This is a genomic window from Clostridium sp. HCS.1 (genome assembly GCF_047900555.1).
Lineage (GTDB): Bacteria > Bacillota > Clostridia > Clostridiales > Clostridiaceae > Clostridium.
Genome location: NZ_CP170704.1, coordinates 684,919 through 705,556 on the forward strand (window position 1 = coordinate 684,919; position 20,638 = coordinate 705,556).

The 20,638-nt window shown below is 27.8% G+C and carries 14 protein-coding genes; 10 read left to right on the plus strand and 4 right to left on the minus strand.

Annotated features, from left to right (window positions below; translation table 11 throughout):
* Positions 1-6 precede the first annotated feature (6 nt).
* Entirely contained in the window at positions 7-1,188 is a 1,182-nt protein-coding gene (locus ACFYH6_RS03265; protein WP_416179121.1) for an MFS transporter, read from the plus strand.
* A gap of 31 nt (positions 1,189-1,219) precedes the next feature.
* Here ACFYH6_RS03265 and ACFYH6_RS03270 read toward each other — a convergent pair whose 3' ends face one another.
* The 3 genes from ACFYH6_RS03270 to ACFYH6_RS03280 form a co-directional block, all read right to left on the minus strand.
* A complete protein-coding gene (locus tag ACFYH6_RS03270) occupies positions 1,220-1,801 on the minus strand; it encodes a hypothetical protein (protein WP_416179120.1) in 582 nt (193 codons plus the stop codon).
* A gap of 87 nt (positions 1,802-1,888) precedes the next feature.
* Positions 1,889-2,914, minus strand: a complete 1,026-nt coding sequence (locus tag ACFYH6_RS03275; RefSeq protein ID WP_416179119.1) for a hypothetical protein — start codon at positions 2,912-2,914, stop codon at positions 1,889-1,891.
* Positions 2,914-3,417 (minus strand): hypothetical protein, encoded by a 504-nt coding sequence (locus ACFYH6_RS03280; RefSeq protein ID WP_416179118.1) that lies wholly within the window; start codon positions 3,415-3,417, stop codon positions 2,914-2,916. The genes ACFYH6_RS03275 and ACFYH6_RS03280 overlap by 1 nt, the downstream gene beginning before the upstream one ends.
* Before the next feature lie 236 nt (positions 3,418-3,653).
* On the opposite strand from ACFYH6_RS03280, the gene yicI reads away from it, so the two are divergent.
* The 4 genes from yicI to ACFYH6_RS03300 all read left to right on the plus strand — a co-directional run bounded on the left by yicI (position 3,654) and on the right by ACFYH6_RS03300 (position 11,211).
* Entirely contained in the window at positions 3,654-5,987 is a 2,334-nt protein-coding gene (yicI, locus tag ACFYH6_RS03285; protein WP_416179117.1) for an alpha-xylosidase, read from the plus strand.
* A gap of 64 nt (positions 5,988-6,051) precedes the next feature.
* Positions 6,052-8,175 (plus strand): beta-glucosidase, encoded by a 2,124-nt coding sequence (locus ACFYH6_RS03290; protein ID WP_416179116.1) that lies wholly within the window; start codon positions 6,052-6,054, stop codon positions 8,173-8,175.
* Between the two features lie 6 nt (positions 8,176-8,181).
* A complete protein-coding gene (locus ACFYH6_RS03295) occupies positions 8,182-10,728 on the plus strand; it encodes a glycosyl hydrolase family 95 catalytic domain-containing protein (protein WP_416179115.1) in 2,547 nt (848 codons plus the stop codon).
* A gap of 312 nt (positions 10,729-11,040) precedes the next feature.
* Complete coding sequence (locus ACFYH6_RS03300; protein ID WP_416179114.1) at positions 11,041-11,211, plus strand: hypothetical protein; 171 nt, start codon at positions 11,041-11,043, stop codon at positions 11,209-11,211.
* 542 nt (positions 11,212-11,753) lie between these two features.
* Here ACFYH6_RS03300 and ACFYH6_RS03305 read toward each other — a convergent pair.
* Positions 11,754-13,835 carry a beta-galactosidase gene (locus tag ACFYH6_RS03305; RefSeq protein WP_416179113.1) on the minus strand — a complete coding sequence of 694 codons (2,082 nt, stop codon included), beginning with the start codon at positions 13,833-13,835 and terminating at the stop codon, positions 11,754-11,756.
* A gap of 179 nt (positions 13,836-14,014) precedes the next feature.
* Between ACFYH6_RS03305 and ACFYH6_RS03310 the strand changes: the two genes are divergently transcribed.
* The 5 genes from ACFYH6_RS03310 (at position 14,015) to ACFYH6_RS03330 (ending at position 20,391) form a co-directional block, all read left to right on the plus strand.
* A complete protein-coding gene (locus tag ACFYH6_RS03310) occupies positions 14,015-15,817 on the plus strand; it encodes a cache domain-containing sensor histidine kinase (RefSeq protein ID WP_316342592.1) in 1,803 nt (600 codons plus the stop codon).
* Positions 15,810-17,342, plus strand: coding sequence for a response regulator transcription factor (locus ACFYH6_RS03315; RefSeq protein WP_416179112.1), 1,533 nt, complete (start codon positions 15,810-15,812; stop codon positions 17,340-17,342). Before ACFYH6_RS03310 ends, ACFYH6_RS03315 begins: the two co-directional genes overlap by 8 nt.
* A 13-nt stretch (positions 17,343-17,355) precedes the next feature.
* Positions 17,356-18,231 (plus strand): DUF624 domain-containing protein, encoded by an 876-nt coding sequence (locus ACFYH6_RS03320; RefSeq protein WP_416179111.1) that lies wholly within the window; start codon positions 17,356-17,358, stop codon positions 18,229-18,231.
* Positions 18,232-18,498: 267 nt separating this feature from the next.
* Entirely contained in the window at positions 18,499-19,473 is a 975-nt protein-coding gene (locus ACFYH6_RS03325) for an ABC transporter permease (protein WP_416179110.1), read from the plus strand.
* Between the two features lie 87 nt (positions 19,474-19,560).
* Positions 19,561-20,391: a carbohydrate ABC transporter permease gene (locus ACFYH6_RS03330; RefSeq protein WP_416179235.1), complete on the plus strand. Its 831-nt coding sequence runs from the start codon at positions 19,561-19,563 to the stop codon at positions 20,389-20,391.
* Positions 20,392-20,638: the final 247 nt, after the last annotated feature.

Consider the following 20,638-nt stretch of genomic DNA (forward strand, 5'->3'; position numbering starts at 1 on the left):
TTTTTAATGGAGAATCTTTCTAAGAAATTTTCTAATTATCTTCTTGTTTCTTCATTAGGGTCTAATGTTATTGGAAGTATTTTTGTACTATTTTTAAGTAGTATAAAAGGCTTTAATGTTAAAGAAATTAGCTTGATCCTTGGAACAACACCTTTAATAGTCCTTCCTATATTTTTCGCCTGGGAAAGCATATTAGATAAATATAAAAGTGTTATAAAACTTAGTAAGTTTGTAAATATATCTAATATAATTACAATGATGATGCTAATAATAACAAATAACTTCATGATATTTTTTGTTGTTAACTTGATAAGAACAATTTTGCTTCAACCTAGTGGTACTTTAAATGATAAGTACACACTAAATATATCAAAGATTAATAAAGGGTCTTATGGAAATATAAGAGTTCGTTCAACTATAGGTTATGGGCTAGCTGGAATAATATCACCAATAGCAATTAAATTAGGAGGTGTGTATTTAGCTATATTAGTAGGAATTGTATTAATAGGACTAAGTATTTTTATTATTACTAAAATTCCAGATATTACTGAAGACAATACAGAAAATGAAACTATAAAAAGAGATGAGAAAAGTCTTATTACCTCCATTGGAACTCTTATAAAAAATAAAAATTACATAAAGTACTTAATAATAATTTCAATAATTTGGGGAACTCAAAATGCAGCATCAGGATACGGAATTCAAATTATGCTGATAGATTTAAAGGTACCAAATTCAATTATAGGATTAATACCATTTATAATGGTTATCTTTGAAGTTATATTCCTATTGATTTATGAGAAAATAAAATTATTTAAGAAAAGTGATATTGCTCTATTAATATCATTAATCATATTAGCATTTAGGTGGACAACTATGATATTTACTAAATCCTATATTTTAATATTACTAATTACAATGTTACATGGAATAGTAACTGGAGTAGTGCTACAGATACAAAATAAGATAGTAGGAGATATAGTTCCATCACATCAACATTTCTTAGCTTTCATCTTATTGAATTCACTTTCAGCTACAATACTTCCAAGTATTTTAAATTTATTAACAGGGAGCCTATATTATAAATTTGGAATAACAATCTTTGGCACAGTTTATTTATCTTTAGCCTTAATAGCAATAATTATATTAATAAGTAAACTAATAAATAAGAAATCATATATTAAATAAATTTAAATCAATTAAATATAAAAAAGGCAGTCTAAGGACTGCCTTTTATTTCTTCACACACTAATTTTATAAAAACATTCTCTTCATTTTTCTCAATTAAGCTATCTAACTCTTCTTTTGATAAATATCCTAGTCTTTCCATGGGGAAACCGTACCCACTATCATTACTATGAAATAAATACACTTCATCTCCTATATTAAATTTTCTAGCTCCATTAAAATAATAATTTGTTAAGTTAAATATATTTTCTTCTATTTCTAAAGTACTATATACCCCACCAAACATTACTCTTATTTTATTTTCTTGTATATTTATTGCTATATTAGGATCTTCTATCTTATCTTCTGTTGGTCCATATGCCATACCCAACAGACTCTCTTCCTTTACTTTTTCTTTATTTTTATAAACTTCATATACTACATTTAGTTCATAGCTTTTATCTGTAGGTAAGTTTTTCAAGTCATATTTAAATGCTCTATTTCCAATTAGCGATAATACTTCCATTTGTTCATCTGTAAATTCTTCGTATTCAATTGTAAAATTTTCACCTTGACTACATCCACTAATAATTAAGGCACTCAATATAAAAATTAAAACCAATACTTTTTTCATTTTTACCCCCAGCAATTTATATTTTTTAATTATACAATTACGGACTAATAAATAGGAATAATATGACACATTGAATTATAAATTTAATTAAATGTGATAATATTTATTTTGTTTAATTTTTATTTTTTCTATATCTTTATAGAGGTCAATATATTCCAAGTGCTCTTTTGAACCATTTCTTAGGTCTATTTTAGTAGGACCAATAAATATATACATACCTTCAGTCTTAATAACATTAAGAGTAAGGTTATCAAAAATAGCCCCTAAACCTCTTATTGAAAATAATAAAGTAGTATCATGACTTTGCTTTCCATTTGCAAGGTAATATACATTTATTCTATCAGGCTTTTCTTCAATACCGAATTTATTTTCCCAAGTACTTGGAAAGTTTATTGAAATTCCTATATCTTCATTTTCATAAAGATAAGTATTGTCATTTTGTTTAATTAAATCACTATTAGGTATTAAAGGATACCTTTTAAAGTTATATTTTCCAATGAAAAAGCTTGAAATAAAGGATAATAAAATAGTAAATACAAAAATAGTATATAATTTTTGGGATTTCTTCTTTAATCTTTTAAATTCATCTAATACAATAAGAGAACTATTTTCATTAATAAGTAATGATAGAAATTCCTCTAAGGCAATAGGTAAAGCAGCCTTTGGAATAAAGGGTGAAAGTTTAGCATTCTCAATGGATAAAATTAATCCATGCTTTAAAAGCTTAATACTTTTAACTTCACTTAACTTAGTTTTAAGAAAAGTAAATTCATTTTCTCTTATTAAATAACCATCTTCTATAGTAAAGTAAAAAGTACTTTCAATATCACAAAGTAATTTAGTATTTTTTATTGCTTTTCTTCTTCTTAATTTAAGTATTAATAAAAATAATAAAAAGCAAATGAGAAAAATTACAACCATAAATGGAATTGTATAGATAAGATACCTATATTCTTGAGATAATATATAAGTAATCAAGGAAAATGCTAATATTAAAAAAGGAGCTGTAATAGTCTTTAGATATAGGGTAATAATTGGAGAGGTTTTATTTATATATACTAAATACTCTCTGAAACTTAGGTTATAATCACTGGGTTTAAATTCAAATTTCATTATTTAAACCTCCTTACCTTAATATATTTTTCCATATCTTCAATTAACACTTCTCTTTCAACATCAAAGAATTTTAAGAAAAAGAAGTTTCCAGGCAGTCCAATAAGTTTATAATAAAGTATTAAACTATCTTCATTTACAATAGCATTACTTACTGATGACCATTTAATATGTCTTAAGGTATTAGAACTTTCAAAATAAATTCCTTCTTCATCAAAGGATATAGCTACTTCATCATTAGATACAGTAGTTAATAATTTTTTACATTCATTTCTGTAGGATATGGCAAATATAAAAAACTCTAAAAATAAAGAAAGGGTAATTATGGCTGAAAAAATTTCCATTGGTAATTTCAGTGGTACTAATGCAAAAATGTATAATAAAAGTATACCAAGATTAGCTATACAAACAAGAATTAAGCTATTCTTTAATAGGGATTTTTTTATATATTTTTTATAAGTCATTTCAAAATCATCAGTATTAGTTAATTTATAGCAATACATTTAGTTTCTCCTTTATAATTTTATTTCCTTTATTATACAGGAAAATGTGCATTATATAAAGAATTTATAGAAATGTAAATTATTGCACCCCATGGGACCAAATATTTACAATATAAATAAAAATTAATATAAAATAGGTGAAATTTACTAGGTATAAGAATAATTAATTATTATATATAATTACAATGAGATAAAAAATGTAAATTTACAATAATGAATTAAGGATGTGAGAATTTATGAAATTTAGTAATGGATGTTGGCTAAATAAAGATGGAATTACAAGATTTAGTCCAGAAGAAGTATATAGTACTGATAAAAATGAAAAGGTTTTAACTATATATGCTCCATGTAATAGAATTAATCATAGAGGAGCTACTTTAGGGGGACCTGTTATAACATATAAGATCTCATCACCACTTGAAAATGTTCTTAGAATAAGAGCTTATCATTATATGGGAGCAGAAGATTTAGGACCACATTTTGAAGTGAAGAAAGAAGAACTAGGTATATTAACAGAGGAAAATGAAGAATTAATCACAGTTAAATCAGGGGATTTAAATGTAAAGATAAATAAAAATAACTTTTCAATGGAATTTTATAATGGAGATAAGTATTTAACTAAGAGTGCTAATAGAAGCTCAGCTTATTTAAAAGAAGGTGGAGAAAAATTCTTAGATGAAGAAGTTACTAAAGCCTATATGAGAGATCAGCTAAGCCTATCTGTGGGAGAAGCTGTATATGGATTAGGAGAAAGATTTACTCCTTTTATTAAGAATGGACAATCTATTGATATATGGAATGAAGATGGTGGAACAAGTACAGAGCAAAGCTATAAGAATATTCCCTTCTATTTAACTAATAAGGGATATGGAGTATTTGTAAATCACCCAGAAAGAGTATCTTTTGAAGTAGGTTCAGAGCTTGTTACAAAGGTACAATTTAGTGTTCAAGGTGAATGTTTAGATTACTATATAATTACAGGAAATGATATGAAGGAAGTTTTAGAAAACTATACTAGCTTAACTGGAAAACCAGCATTACCACCATCTTGGTCCTTTGGATTATGGCTTACAACTTCCTTTACAACTAATTATGATGAGAAAACAGTTAATGAATTTGTAGATGGAATGGCAAGTAGAGAAATTCCACTTCATGTATTCCATTTTGATTGCTTCTGGATGAAGGACTTTAATTGGTGTAACTTTGAATGGGATGATAGAGTTTTCCCAGATCCAATAGGAATGATAAAGAGATTAAAGGAAAAGGGATTAAAGATTTGTGTATGGATAAACCCATATATTGCTCAAGAATCATCATTATTTGCTGAAGGTAAAGAAAATGGATACTTTATTAAAAAGAAAAATGGTGATGTATGGCAATATGATATGTGGCAACCTGGAATGGCTATTGTAGACTTTACAAATCCAGATGCTTGCAAATGGTATGGAGATAAATTAAAAGCTCTTATGGATATGGGAGTAGATTGCTTTAAAACAGACTTTGGCGAAAGAATACCAACAAACTGTAAGTATTTTGATGGTTCAAATCCAGAAAAAATGCATAATTACTATACTCAAATCTACAATAAAGTAGTATTTGATGTTGTAAAAGAAGTTAAAGGAGAAAATGAAGCTGTATTATTTGCAAGATCAGCAACAGCAGGTGGACAACAATTCCCTGTACATTGGGGTGGAGACTGTACTTCAGATTATGAATCAATGGCAGAAAGCTTAAGAGGTGGATTATCACTATGTATGTCAGGCTTTGGCTTCTGGAGTCATGATATTGGAGGCTTTGAAAGCACATCTACACCAGATGTATATAAGAGATGGGCAGCCTTTGGACTTCTATCATCACACAGTAGATTACATGGAAGTACATCTTATAGAGTGCCATGGCTTTATGATGAAGAATCCTGTGATGTAGTTAGATTCTTTACAAAATTAAAATGTAGCATAATGCCATATTTATTTAAAACTTCTTTTGATGCATCAACTAAGGGTATTCCTGTAATGAGATCTATGATATTAGAAAATCAAGAGGACCCAACTTGCAGATATTTAGATAGACAATATATGCTTGGAGATAATATTTTAGTGGCACCAATTTTTAATTCAGAAGGAATAGCAGAATATTATTTACCAGAAGGAAAGTGGACTAACTTTATAACTGGAAAAGTATATGAAGGTGGAAAATGGATTAGAGAAAATCATGGATATTTAAGTATTCCAATGATGATAAAAGAAAATAGCATAATTCCAGTTGGAGCAGTTGATACTGTACCAAACTATGATTATGGAAAAGATGTAACATTAAAGGTATTTAATTTAATAGATAATAAAGAAGCCTATGTAGAAGTGGTAAGTGAAAATGCTTCTGTTGTATTAAGAGCAAAAGCATTAAAGGTAGATAAAACTATTACTTTTGATGTAGAGGCTAAGGAAAGCTACAGCATATTAATAAATGGTGAATTTAATATAGAAAATGTAGAAGGTGCAGAAGCTAAAGAAGATAAAGATGGAATTAGATTAACTCCTAATACAAATAAAATAACAATAACTCTTAAATAAGAAATTTAGCCTCAGTTTACCTTAAGTTTACTGAGGCTATAAGATTAATAAGGAGGAAGAATTTATGATAAATGAAAATAAAATAGAAGAAATAATAAAATCCCTAACATTAGAAGAAAAGATTGGAATGATACATGGTGCTGGACTTTTTAGAACAGAAGGTGTTGAAAGGCTTGGAATAAAACCATTAAAAATGGCAGATGGTCCAATGGGAGTAAGAAATGAATTCCCAGATGATAGTTGGGTTCCTTATGGATATTCTGATGATTATGTTTCATATCTTCCATGTAATACTTCCTTAGCAGCAACTTGGAATAGGGAACTTGCATATAAAGAGGGATATGTCCTAGGAAATGAAGCAAGAGGTAGGGGGAAAGATGTAATACTAGCTCCAGGAATAAATATAATTAGAAGTCCTCTGTGTGGAAGAAATTTTGAATATATGTCTGAAGATCCATATTTAACAAAGGAAATGGCAGTTCCATATATAAAGGGTGTTCAAGAAAATGATGTAGCAGTTTGTGTAAAACATTTTGCAGTTAATAATCAAGAAACAGAAAGATTAAATGTAGATGTTATAGTAAGTGATAGAGCTCTTAGAGAAATATATTTTCCAGCCTTTGAAGCAGCAGTAAAAGAAGGTAATGCTTATTCTATAATGGGTGCTTACAATAAAATATGGGATCAATATTGTTGTCATAATCCAAAGCTTCTTAAAGAAATTCTAAGAGAAGAGTGGGGCTTTGATGGAGTGGTAATATCAGATTGGTCTGGAGTTCATGACACTAAAGAGGCAGCAGAAGCAGGAATGGATATTGAAATGTCTGTAACTTATAATTTTGATGAATATTTCTTTGCAAACCCAATGATACATGCTGTAGAAAAGGGAATAGTTAGTGAAGAAGTTATAGACGATAAAATAAGAAACATCTTAAGACTAATGTATAGATTGAAAATGTTTTCTGAGAATAGAAAAAAGGGAGAATATAATAGCTATGAAAATAGAGAAAAAGCCTTAGAAATAGCTAGAGAATCAATAATTTTATTAAAGAATGAAGATAATATACTTCCATTAAAAGAAAAGGAATTAAAGAAAATAGCAGTTATAGGTGAAAATGCAGATATAAGACATTCATCAGGAGGAGGTTCAGCAGAAATTAAGTCTTTATATGAAATAACTCCACTTCTTGGATTAAAAATGAAGCTTGGTGGAAATACAGAAGTAAAATATGCAAGAGGATACACTAATAATGAAGAAGAAAGAGAAGAAGTTTTAAAAGAAGCAATAGAATTAGCTAAAAACTCTGATGCAGTAATATTTGTTGGAGGTCTAAAACATACTAAGGAAAACTTTGAATTATATGAAAATGCCTTACAGTCAACTAAGGATGATGATGTAGTAAATATAGATAGCGAAGGTAATGATAAAACAAATATGTTACTTCCTTATAAACAAGATGAAGTTATAAATGAATTATTAAAGGCTAATAAAAATACTGTTCTAGTTATATCAACAGGTTCACCAGTAGATATGGCAAGCTTTGCGCTAGATGCAAAGGCAATTATCCAAACTTCCTATAATGGAATGGAGGGTGGAAAAGCTCTTGCAGAAGTAATATTTGGAGATGTTAATCCATCAGGAAAATTATCCTATACTGTTCCAGTTAGATTAGAGGATTCACCAGCTCATAGTCTTGGGGAATTCCCAGGTGGAGAAAAGGTTAGATATGATGAAGATATATTTGTAGGATATAGATATTTTTCAACCTATGATGTTAAACCATTATTTGCTTTTGGACATGGGTTATCTTATACAGACTTTAAATATGATAATTTAAAAGTAGAAGTTAATGAATTAGAAAATGATATTGATGTTACAGTTTCATTAGACTTAACTAATGTAGGAAAAATGAAGGGCTCAGAAGTGGTAGAGCTTTATATAAATGATGTAGAATCTACTTTAAAGAGACCTAATATAGAATTAAAGGGCTTTGAAAAAATTAATTTAGAAGTGAATGAAAGTAAGAGGGTAAAAATACATTTAAATAAGAAGGATTTCGCTTTTTATAATGAAGAAAAGAAAGTTTGGACTGTAGAAAGTGGAAGATTCAATATTTTAGTTGGATCATCTTCAGACAATATATTATTAAAGGAAGAAATAAATTTAGAAAGGGATTATGAATTTTAAGATAATATGAGTAAGAAGCTTTGGTACAAAAAACCAGCAGATAAATGGGTAGATGGACTTCCTCTTGGCAATGGAACCTTAGGAGCTATGGTATTAGGAAGAGTATTTAATGAAAGAATAGCTTTAAATGAGGATACTTTATGGACAGGCTTTCCAAAGGATAAAACTAATTATAGTAGTAAGAATTATTTAGAAGAAGTAAGAAATTTAATAGATAATGAAAAATATTATGAAGCTCAAGAAATAATAAATGAAAAGATGTTATCTTCCTACACAGAATCCTATGCACCACTAGGAGATTTATTATTAGACTTTTATTATAAAGATAATAGTTTTAGTAATTATTCTAGGGAGTTAGATTTAGAAAAGGCCTTAGTAACAGTAAAATATAATGTGGGAAATATAGAAATTAAAAGAGAAGCCTTTGTTTCAGCAGAAGATAAGGTTTTAGTTATGAAGATAACATCAAGGGAAGAGTTAGCTCTTAACTTTGATATAAGACTAAAGAGTTTATTAAAAAGTAAATCTTATAAGGATGGAGAAGCAGGACTTAAATTAACAGGTATAACACCAATAGATAATTTACCTAGTTATACAGATAATAAAACTATTATTTATGATGAAGAAGGTAAGTTAGGAACAAAATTTTGTGGAAGGTTAAGAGTTAAAAATACTAATGGTGATATTAATATAAATGAAGAAATATTAGAGGTTAGGAATGCCACTGAAGTAGTTTTAATTTTATCAGCTAGCACTAATTTTGAAGAATTTAATGTAATGCAAGGCTCCCTTGGAAGAAATGAAGAAGCCTTAAGTAAAATAATTATAAATAAGGCAAGTAAATTATCTTATAATGAATTATTTACTAATCATTTAAGGGAATATACTGAATTGTTTTCTAGAGTAGATTTTAAGTTAGGAGAAGAGGTTGCTGTAGATAATAAATATGAGAATAGCAGTGGACAAGCTATAAGTAAGGAAAATAAATATAGCGAGGGAAAAGCATCAGATAATGGATATAGATATATTGATGGAAAATCTATAGATGAGAAATATAATAATGGCGATGGACAAGCTATAGATAAAAAAGACAATGATAGCGAGGGACAAGCCTCAAATAATGGATATAAAGATATCGATGGACAAGCTATAAAGATAAATAAAGAACTACTTACCACTGATGAAAGACTTGAAAGATTAAAAAGTGGAGAAGAGGATTTATCATTAATAACTTTATATTTTCACTATGGAAGATATCTTTTAATTACCTCCTCAAGAAGTGGTAGTGAACCAGCAAATCTTCAAGGAATATGGAATGAGGATTTAAAACCAGCTTGGAGTAGTAACTATACTATAAATATAAATACAGAAATGAATTATTGGCCAGCAGAGGTTTGTAATCTTCCAGAATGTCATGAGCCCTTACTAAATATGATTAAAGATCTTAGTGCTTCAGGAATTAGAACTGCAAGAGAAGAATTTAATTGTAATGGTTGGACAGCTAATCATAATTCTGATATTTGGAGATATTCCAATAAAGTTTTAGGAAACTGTGAATGGGGATATTGGCCAATGGGAGGACCATGGCTATGCCAACATATTTTTGAACACTATGATTTTACTAGAGATAAGGAATTTTTAAAGGAATATTATCCTGTGTTAAAGGGATCAGCAGAATTTTTATTAAGCTGGTTAAAGGAAGATGAGAATGGAATTTTAAATACATGTCCATCAACATCCCCTGAAAATAATTTCTTAGATAATGAAAAAAGACCTTGTGCAGCTAGTAAATCATCAACTATGGATATAGCTATAATTAGAGAGTTATTTACTAATGTAATAAAAGCAAGTGAGGAATTAAATATAGAGGCAGACTTTAGAGAAAAAATAAAAACTGCTATGGACAAACTACCAAAATATAAAATAAATAAATTCGGTGGAATTCAAGAGTGGTTTAAAGACTTTGAAGAAAAGGAACCAGGACATAGACATATTTCTCATCTTTTTGGATTATATCCAGGTAAAGAAATTACAGAATATAAAAATGAAGCTTTAATAGAAGGCTGTAAAAATACTTTATCAAGAAGATTAACACAAGGGGGAGGACATACAGGCTGGAGTTGTGCTTGGATAATTAACTTTTATGCAAGATTAAAGGATTCGGAGCTAGCTTATAAGTATTTAAAAACCTTATTAAGTAAATTAACATATCCAAACTTATTTTGTGTTCATCCACCATTTCAAATAGATGGAAACTTTGGAGGAACAGCAGGAATAGCAGAAATGCTAATTCAAAGCCATACAGAATATATAGAAATCCTACCAGCAATCCCAAAGGAATGGAAAACTGGAGAAGTTAAGGGCTTAAAGGCAAGAGGTGGCTTTATAGTAGATATAGCTTGGGAAGATAATAAGCTAAGCAAACTTAAAATAAAAGCAATAGCTACTGGCACTTGCAATATTAAGTATAGAAGAAATTTAGAAGATTCTAGTGAGGTAGAAGAGTTAAGTTTTTTATTAGAGGTAGGAGAAGTAAATAATATAAATATTTAATTAATATATTAAAGAAGAGAGATACTAATTATAAATCAATGGGTAATTAGTATCTTTTTTATTTTAGTTAGTATAATTCATAACATTGTTATTTAGATAATTAGAATATAAAATATATCTAACAATTTAAGAACTATAATTATTTCAAGTTATAAGAAATTAATTTCGACTAATTTCTTATATGTATGTCATACCTAAATATGGTATAATTCTAAAGTGATATTTTGAATGCCGTAGTAGGATGGCTACGGTGGTTGTACGTTTTCCGCCTTGGGTTATTGTTGACTTTCATCATAGCTTAAGGGGGTGGTATTGGATATGATACTTACTTTAATAATTATATTAATATTTTTATTTATAATTATATTAAAAGCTTTAAGTTTAAAAACTAAACTTTTAGAATTTGAACTTAATGTGGGTATTAAATGTTTTAAATTATATTTTAAGACAAATGAAAAAAGCACTCCATCCGACCAAGAATAGTTGTGCTTTTTCAGTTGATTATATTTTTATTTAAATAAATCAATCCAATAGCCCTAAAACTAAAACGTTCTAAGGATTGCTTAGTGTTAAGAGCACTAAGCTTTTCTTATTAAAATTCTTAGAAACTTGTTACTATAGAATCCTTTATTCTTTAGCTAATATAAGTAAGTTCTTATTTAGCTTTGCATAAGTTAGATTTACTAAATCAAAGATTTAGAATCTTACTTATATTATATCAAATTTTTATGAAAAATAAACATCAAATTTATGAATGAACATTCAATTAAAACTTTGAATCCATTACTATATAAAATGAAATTTCAATAAATAAAAAATCAATAAATAAAAAATCAATAAATAAAAAATCAATAAATAAAAAATCAATAAATAAAAAATCCAAAGGAGCCATACTTAAACTAATTTTAAGATAGCTCCTTTATCTATTTAAAGAGATGTATATGAAAAAAGTTATTAGCTAAAATAATCTACCCCAGGGGACCAAAAATTTACAGTTTAAAAATCATCCCCAGGGGACCAAAAATTTACAATTTTAGTATTGCTACATCCTTAGCTTTTAACACTAATTTATTCTTTATAATTTCATTACCAGTGCCATTATCATTATCATTACCATTACTATTACTAACACCACTTAAAAGATTAATATATTCTTTATTATCATCAAGCATTATAGTAACTTCACTATCATTGTGGTTTAAAATAAATGTTAATGAATAATTATCTTTATGTCTTGTTGTAATTTCTATTCCATCTATAGGTTTTATTCCTGATAATAAGTTATTCTTCTTTGCTAGATTTAGTGCAAAGTCATTTAAAAATTCTTGTTCAGGATTAGAGCAAATATAGTAAGCTAATCCATCACCATACTTATTATAAGTAAAGACTGGCGTATCCTTATAGAAATCAGAGCCATAAACTGCAAGAATTTCAGCACTTTCTATATTAATAATATCGAAAACCATATTGCAATTATAAGTATCCTTCATGGAATCTAATTTTGATACAAAATTAATTGAATTGTTAACTTCTGGTGGAAGAGCATCTATTTCTTCTACCCATAGGCCAAGCATATCTCTTAATTCTGCTGGATATCCACCAAGTTGAACTAAATCACTTTCATTTACATATCCACTAAAGTAAGTAGTGATAAAGGTTCCACCCTTTGAAACAAAGTTCTTAATATTATCAGCTACACCTTCTTTTAACATATATAAAACAGGAGCTAGTACAACAGAGTACTTTGATAAATCTTCATTAGGCTCTACAAAGTCTACTGCAATATTTAAGTTATGGAATGCCTTATAATACTTTTCTATTTGTTCTACATATCTAAGGCTAATAGATGGGCCACTTGAGAATTCTACTGCCCACCAGTTATCCCAATCAAAAACTATTGCTACCTTTGCATCATATTTTGAATCAATTATAGTATCTCCTAGAGATTGAAGCTCTTCGCCAAGTTCTGCACATTCCTTAAAAATTCTAGTATTTTCATGGCCTGCATGAGAAATAACAGCACCATGGTATTTTTCACAAGCACCAATGGATTGTCTCATTTGGAAGAACATAACTGTATCAGCACCATGAGCAAGGGCTTGATAACTCCAAAGTCTCATAACACCAGGGCGTTTTGAACTATTATAAGGCTGCCAATTTTGTTGATTAGGTGTTTGCTCTATTAACATAAAAGGCTCATCCTTTTTTAAACTTCTCATTAAGTCGTGACGGAAGGAAATATCACTTGGAGTTGCATTTAATCCAGGATAGTTATCCCAAGAAACTATATCCATATACTTAGCCCATTTGAAATAATCTAAAGGCTTAAAAGTTCCCATTAAGTTAGTTGTAATCTTTATGTCTGGAGTTATAGCTTTTATAGCTTCATATTCTCCTAAGTAACATTGAAGAATTGAGTCAGACATAAATCTATTGTAATCTATAGCCATACCTTGGAAGGTAGTACATTGCTTATCATATCCATTCCACATTTCACTTAAATCTGAAGGCGCAACTATTTCATCAAAGCTATAAAGAGTATGTCCCCAGAAATTCATATTCCAAGCTTTATTAACTTCTTCAATAGTTTTATATTTATTTTCAACCCATTCCTTAAATTTATTTTCACAATGATCACAATAACAATAGTTAGCATATTCATTACTTATATGCCAAGCAATTATATTTGGGTAATCTTTATATCTTTCAGCAAGCTTTGTGGCAAGGTTTACAGAAAACTCACGATATTTTTCACTATTTGGGCAGAAGTTAGCTCTTCCTCCAAATTTTCTTTTTCTTCCTTGAAAATCCGTTGGTAATATTTCAGGATATTTTTTTGCCATCCAAGTTGGTTGAACTACTGTTGATGTAGCTAAACAAACATAAATATTATTTTCTTTTAAAACATCTAGAATATCATCAAGCCATTGAAAGTCATAGGTATCTTCATCAGGCTGTAAAAGAGCCCAACTAAATACAGGTAGGGTAACAGTATTTATATTAGCAAGCTTAAAAAATTCAATATCCTCTATTATAGTTTCCTTTGGCCATTGATCTGGATTATAATCTCCACCATAAAGAATAAAAGGTGTTTTTTTACTAATCATAATAGACCTCCTTATACAATATAGATAATTAAATTTTAATGGTAAAAAATTTTTTAAAATACACTATTAATTACATTTAATATATAGATATAATTAGTGATTTAAAAAGATGATATTATTTACATAATTAGCTTCTTGAATTAAAATGAATATAATATATACTTTTTGGAGATAAAGATATGTTTAATTTTAATAAGAATAATATAACTAGAGCTATAGTAAATAATTTAAAAATAAGAACTAAGCTTTTAATTGTATATTTTACAATAGTTGCAGTAACTGTTCTTACAGTTGGAGTTTATTTAACTACTAATATGAGGGATATAGTAATAGAAAATTCTAAGAAGGATGCAAGGGCTAATTCCAATCAAATAAAGCAAAGATTAATTGAAACTTTAAGATTAGCAACATCTACATCAGATATGATATATCAAGATGAAAATTTACATAAAATAGTTAAAACTAAGTATGAAAGCTATGGAGAAAATGTGAAGGTTTATAATGAGTATCCAATCCTAAGCAATTATTTAAGGTATTATAATGATTTATCTAATATTAGGCTTTATGTTGATAATGATTCCATTTTAGATAATTCTAATATAGTAAAAGTAAATAATGAGGTAAGAAATAGCTCCTGGTATAAAAAGGCAAGAGAAGATAAAGGAGTAATAACATGGCTATATAGATATGATGAAATATCTAAAGATTATAGTCTATCACTTATTAGAGATATTTCTTCAGATGTTGATGGCCATATTGGAGTATTAGTAATAAGTATTCAAACATCAAAATTTAGAAAATTAATTTCTGAACAACCTTATCCAATTACTATTTTAATAGATGGAACTGTAGTAGTTTCAGGAGAATATGAAGAAGGTAGCAAGGTTATAATTGTATATAATCAAGATGAAGTAGACTATTACAATAGTAAAAAGGAAGAGGTAAGCACAAAAAATAGTTATGCAATTTCAGATAAATTCAAGGTGGATAAATCCTTTAACAATATTTTTGAAGTAATTGTAAGTGTACCTATTTATAAAATAATGGCTCAATCCAGAGATGCTGTAAATAAAAGTATAGCTATAATTTCTATAACTATAACAATATCATTAGTAATTATACTTTACTTCTCAAAACAATTTTCCAAAAGGTTTGGAATTTTAAATGAAGAAATGTCAAAGGTGGTAGAAGGTAATTTTGAAATTAAGGAAAGTATAGATGGAAATGATGAAATTGCTGGACTTTACAAAAATTTATATACCATGGTAGATAGCATTAAAAATCTTATTAATGAGGTTTATGTTAAAGAAATAGAGCAAAAGAAACTTATTGTTAAACAAAAGGATGCAGAATTTAAAATGCTTGCAAGCCAAATAAATCCACACTTTTTATATAATACCTTAGAAACTATTAGAATGAGAGCTTTTTGTAATGGAGATAGAGAGCTTGCAGATATAGTTAAAAAGTTAGGAAAGATAATGAGAAGAAATTTAGAGGTGACAAATGAAGTAGTTACATTAAAGTCAGAGCTAGATATGATTCAAAATTATTTAGAAATTCAAAGCTTAAGATTTAAGGGAAAGGTTGAATATGACTTTAGATTAGAAGTAGACCCAGAAGAATATTTAATTTTACCTTTATTGCTTCAGCCAATAGTAGAAAATGCTTTTGTTCATGGCCTTGAGTCTAGTACTAAATTAGGGAAAATAGAAGTATCAATTTATGATGAAGTTGGCTATCTAATAGTTGAGATTTCAGATAATGGAGTAGGGATTACTAAAGAAAAATTAGATTATATAAACGGAAAACTAGACAATTATCAGAATAATAACAAAAAGAGTATAGGTATTAGCAATGTTAATGAAAGAATAAAAATGTTCTATGGAGAAGAATATGGGTTATATATATTAAGTTCACTTGATATTGGTACTAAGGTAATTATTTTATTACCAAGTAAGAAAGGAGAAATTAATAGTGCTTAAGGTATTGATAATTGATGACGAGCCTTATGTAAGAGAAGGATTAAAATACATTATAGATTGGAAGGCAAATGGGTTTGAAGTTTGTGGTGAAGCTTCTAATGGAGATGAAGGTTATGATAGAATTTTAGAATTAAAACCAGATGTTATATTATTAGATATTCAAATGCCAGGAAGGCAAGGACTGGATATATTAAAGGATATAAGAAACAAAGGTGTCAATGGAAAATTCATTATAATAAGTGGTTATTCAAATTTCGATTATGCAAAGAAAGCCATAAGGTATGGGGTTAAGGATTATTTATTAAAGCCTATTGAAGAAGAAGAGCTTCTAGAAATAGTACTTAAACTAAAAAAAGAAATAGAAGAAGAGAAAAAAAGTCAAAGCTATCTAGAGCAAAATAAGACTGCACTAAGACATTATTTATTGGGACAACTTATATTAAATAAAGAAATTAAAGAATATGAAGATGTGAATAAGGTATTAAATCACAAAGGAACCGTCCAAGTTGCCCTAATTAGTAATTCTTCAAATCAATATAATTTTGATAATATATTAAAAATTGAGGAAGTATTAATTAATAATTTAGATGAAAAAGAAAATATTGATGTTATAAAGCTAGAAGATAAAATAGCCTTAGTTATTAGAAATATAAATTCAAACTATGCAAATAAATTATTAAATAAAATAAAGAATAAATTAGATCAGGAATTAGAAAGTAATAATTTCATTGCTTTAGGAGAAGAAGTTAGTGATATAGAGGAGATATATTCATCTTATAGAAGTGCAAAAAAGCTAACTAATCATAAATTTTTATTTAATACTTTAGATGTTGCATCAAATTCACAAATGGATAATAAAAATGCAAATATCAACCTAGATAAAAAGGAGATTTTAAATTCTATATATACCTATTTAGAAATTGGCCAGTTAGAAAGCTTTAATGAATATGTTAGCTTACTAAAAAAGTTTATTAGAGATAATTGGTACAAGGAAAATGAATCAAAGGTCCTTATCACTAAAAGTCTTTTGGATTTTAGCGATAAATTAAAAAAGGATTATAGCCTTTTATTTAAAAATAAAAATATATGTGAAGAAATAATAGATGAAATATATAAGAGGGATAGCTTAGAAGATGTAATAAATGTACTTAAAAAAGGTTTAATGGAAATATCAAAGGAAATAAGTATAAATTCCAATAATTCTTCTATTAAGAGAATAGTTAAATATGTAGATACTAACTATTATAAGGATTTAAAGCTAGAAACCTTAGCAGAAATATTTAATTATAATAGTGCTTACTTAGGAAAGATTTTCAAAAATTATACAGGGGTATCCTTTAATACTTATTTAGACAAGCGTAGAATAGATGAAGGTAAAAAGCTTTTATTAGAAAAGAATTTAAAGGTTTATGAAGTTTGTGAGCTAATTGGATATAAAAATATAGATTATTTTCATAGTAAATTTAAAAAGTATGTGGGAGTAAGTCCATTAAACTATAAAAAACAAAAAGAAGTAACAAAGTAGGGGGATTATTTATATGGGTAACAATTCAGGTATAAAAAGCAATAGAACATATTATTTAACTACGAAGCTTATATATATATTTATGACTAATATATATTTTTTACTAGCAATATCTCCATTTATACTTTATTTCATTTTAGCTGGTAGCAATCTTTCAATTTACATATTATCATTTTTAGGAGTATTAATTGGACCAGCTATTTCCACTGTGTTTTCAGTTTTAGGCAGATTGATTAAAGGTAAAGAAACAGAGTTCCATAAGGATTTTTTATATTTTTATAAATTAAACTTTTTACAAGGGATTTTTGCTAGTACCATAATTAGTATCATACTTTTAATGAGTTATTTAGATATAGAATATTTTTTCAAGGTTGGAATTAATATAGTTTCATATATTTTTATAGGAATAGCTATATTTACACTAGCAATAAGTATATACGTCTTTCCTATTATAGCTAGAATAAGTGCTAAAACCATGGATGTATTTAGGCTTTCAATTAAGCTAACTCTTAAGAAATTTTATATACCACTTACTGTTTTATCAGTAACAATAATAGCTTTATTTACAATAAAATTCTTAAAAATAGCCTTAGTTGGAGTATTGTTTGGACCAATAGCCTTAGCTTATTTAATATTATTTTTAGAAAAAAATATACTAATAGAAGCAGAAGAATACTTAAAAGAGAAATATAAATATCTAACAGAAAATAAAAAAATAGAAACAGAAGAGTTAGAAACAGAAGATATAGAAAATGAAGAACTAGAAGAAATCCAAGAAATAGAAGTAATAGAAATAGAAGAAATTGAAGTAATAGAAGAAATAGAACCTTTGGAAAATGAAAAAATGAAAGAATTAAAAAATGAAAAAATGAAGGGATTAGAAAATTAAGCAATTAAGAATTGGAAAAATTAAAGATTTATTGTGAAAACTCCTAAGGGAGTTTTTTCATTATCTTTTTTGGCTTGTAATTGAACATATGTAAGTTTGCCATGACTTGGAGGTACGACGGAATAAGCAAGCTTACATATGTTCAATTTATTTTTCTCTAATTTTTATATGAAAACATATACATTTTTATAGGTATGAAGAGGCCATAGAAAATATTATTATTTTATTAACAGTTGAAGTAAAGGTTAAGAAAATGGAGGGATAAATATGCAGCTGATGAAGAATGCAGACTTAATAACAGAAAAAGAAATTAATATTAAAAAGAAGAAATTAACGTGGAAAAATTTAAAGAAGCAATGGGTATTAATAGCAATGTCCTTCCCCTTTGTAGTTTGGGTAATTATTTTTAAGTACTTACCTTTATTTGGATGGAGTATGGCTTTTCAGAACTATAAACCACAATTATCCTTTTTTGAACAGGATTGGGTAGGTTTTAAGCACTTTATAGATTTATTTAATGAACCACTATTTTATGAATCCTTAAAAAATACTCTAGGAATGAGTATTTTAGGATTAGTATTTGGAACAACATCTGCAATTTTGTTTGCATTATTATTAAATGAACTTAGATATACAAGATTCAAAAAGATGGTACAAACTATTTCATATTTACCTCATTTTATATCTTGGGTTGTTGCAGCTGCTTTAGTAACAAATATTTTATCTCAAACAGGAGTAGTAAATGAGATATTAATGAATTTAAATATAATTTCAGAGCCAATTAAATTTTTACAAAATCAAAATATGTTTTGGGGAATAGTTACAGTTTCAGATGTGTGGAAGGAAATGGGATGGAATGCCATTATATACTTAGCAGCAATGACAGCAATAGATCCAGAACTTTATGATGCAGCTAAAGTTGACGGAGCAGGAAGATTTAGAAGAATGTATAGTATTACCTTACCATTAATAAAGAGTACAATATTAGTTTTATTAATAATGAGTATAGGAAATCTATTAAATATTGGATTTGAAAAGCAAATTTTACTTAGCAATCCTACAGTAGCAAGTAAGGCTTTAGTAATTGATAAATATGCATTAGATTATGGTATTGGAATGTTTAGATATTCCTTTGGTACAGCAATTGGTATCTTCAAATCAGTTGTAGGAATTGTACTTATATTTATAGCTAATAATATTTCAAAGAAATTTAATGATGGAGAGGGAGGCTTACTAAAATAATAGTAAGGCTATGTAGGAGGTACTTGTATGAAATTAAAAAAGAAGAAAAATGAAACTGAAGCTTTTGATATAGTATTAATCTTTATAATGTTATTTATTGTAGTTATTACCTTATATCCATTCTTAAATGTGTTAGCAATTTCTTTAAATGACGCAACAGATACAGTAAAGGGCGGAATTCATATTTGGCCAAGAGAATTTACACTTCAAAACTATAAAGAAATTTTTAACGGTAGCACTAAATTGCCAAGAGCCTTTGTAAATTCAGTGTTAAGAACTGTAATTGGAACAATAACTGGTGTTATTGCAACTACAATGGTAGCTTTCACATTAAGTAGAAGAGACTTTATTTTTAATAAATTAGTAACTATGCTATTTGTAATAACAATGTATGTTGGTGGAGGGTTAATACCAGAATACCTAGTAGTAAGACAATTAGGACTAGTAAATAACTTTGCAGTTTATATTTTACCAGGATTAATTTCTGCATTTAATGTTATCGTTATAAGATCCTTTATGGATGGACTTCCAGAAGCATTATATGAATCAGCATCAATAGATGGTGCTAATGATTGGACTGTATTTACAAAAATAGTATTCCCGCTATGTCTTCCAGTTATAGCAACTATTGCATTATTTATAGCTGTTAGTCAATGGAATAGCTGGTTTGATACTTATATATATGCAAGAACAAATGATAGCTTAACAACTCTGCAATATGAACTTATGAAAATAATGGATAATGCAGCAGCAACAGTAGATATTCATAATCCAAATTTACAAAATACAGCTAGGTCAAATCCAGAATCAATAAAGATGGCAATAACAATGGTTGCAACAATTCCAATTTTATTAGTATATCCATTTGTACAAAAGTATTTTGTTTCAGGAATGACATTAGGAGCAGTTAAGAGCTAAGTAAAATTGAATAGGGCAGAGTAAATAGAGAAGAGTGAATAGAGAAAAGTGAATAGAGAAGAGTGAATAGCTAGGGAATATGCTGATTAAGTATCGTATGATTTGAAAATATGTAGACAGTATAAAGGTTTTTTTGATAAGGTAAATTAATAATTGAAATAATATGTTAAACATAAGGTTTCTGGGGTTATATTATGAAACCTTGTTTATATAAATTGTAAAAATATGGTCCCCTGGGGACTAAAAA

Bases quoted from the DNA above. Each gene is read 5' to 3' on its own strand.
- ACFYH6_RS03325 (WP_416179110.1), top strand. From the start codon at position 18,499: ATGCAGCTGATGAAGAATGCAGACTTAATAACAGAAAAAGAAATTAAT.
- ACFYH6_RS03310 (WP_316342592.1), top strand. From the start codon at position 14,015: ATGTTTAATTTTAATAAGAATAATATAACTAGAGCTATAGTAAATAAT.
- ACFYH6_RS03290 (WP_416179116.1), top strand. From the start codon at position 6,052: ATGATAAATGAAAATAAAATAGAAGAAATAATAAAATCCCTAACATTA.
- ACFYH6_RS03295 (WP_416179115.1), top strand. From the start codon at position 8,182: ATGAGTAAGAAGCTTTGGTACAAAAAACCAGCAGATAAATGGGTAGAT.
- ACFYH6_RS03270 (WP_416179120.1), bottom strand. From the start codon at position 1,801: ATGAAAAAAGTATTGGTTTTAATTTTTATATTGAGTGCCTTAATTATT.
- ACFYH6_RS03305 (WP_416179113.1), bottom strand. From the start codon at position 13,835: ATGATTAGTAAAAAAACACCTTTTATTCTTTATGGTGGAGATTATAAT.
- ACFYH6_RS03330 (WP_416179235.1), top strand. From the start codon at position 19,561: ATGTTATTTATTGTAGTTATTACCTTATATCCATTCTTAAATGTGTTA.
- ACFYH6_RS03265 (WP_416179121.1), top strand. From the start codon at position 7: ATGGAGAATCTTTCTAAGAAATTTTCTAATTATCTTCTTGTTTCTTCA.
- ACFYH6_RS03320 (WP_416179111.1), top strand. From the start codon at position 17,356: ATGGGTAACAATTCAGGTATAAAAAGCAATAGAACATATTATTTAACT.
- ACFYH6_RS03275 (WP_416179119.1), bottom strand. From the start codon at position 2,914: ATGAAATTTGAATTTAAACCCAGTGATTATAACCTAAGTTTCAGAGAG.
- yicI (WP_416179117.1), top strand. From the start codon at position 3,654: ATGAAATTTAGTAATGGATGTTGGCTAAATAAAGATGGAATTACAAGA.
- ACFYH6_RS03280 (WP_416179118.1), bottom strand. From the start codon at position 3,417: ATGTATTGCTATAAATTAACTAATACTGATGATTTTGAAATGACTTAT.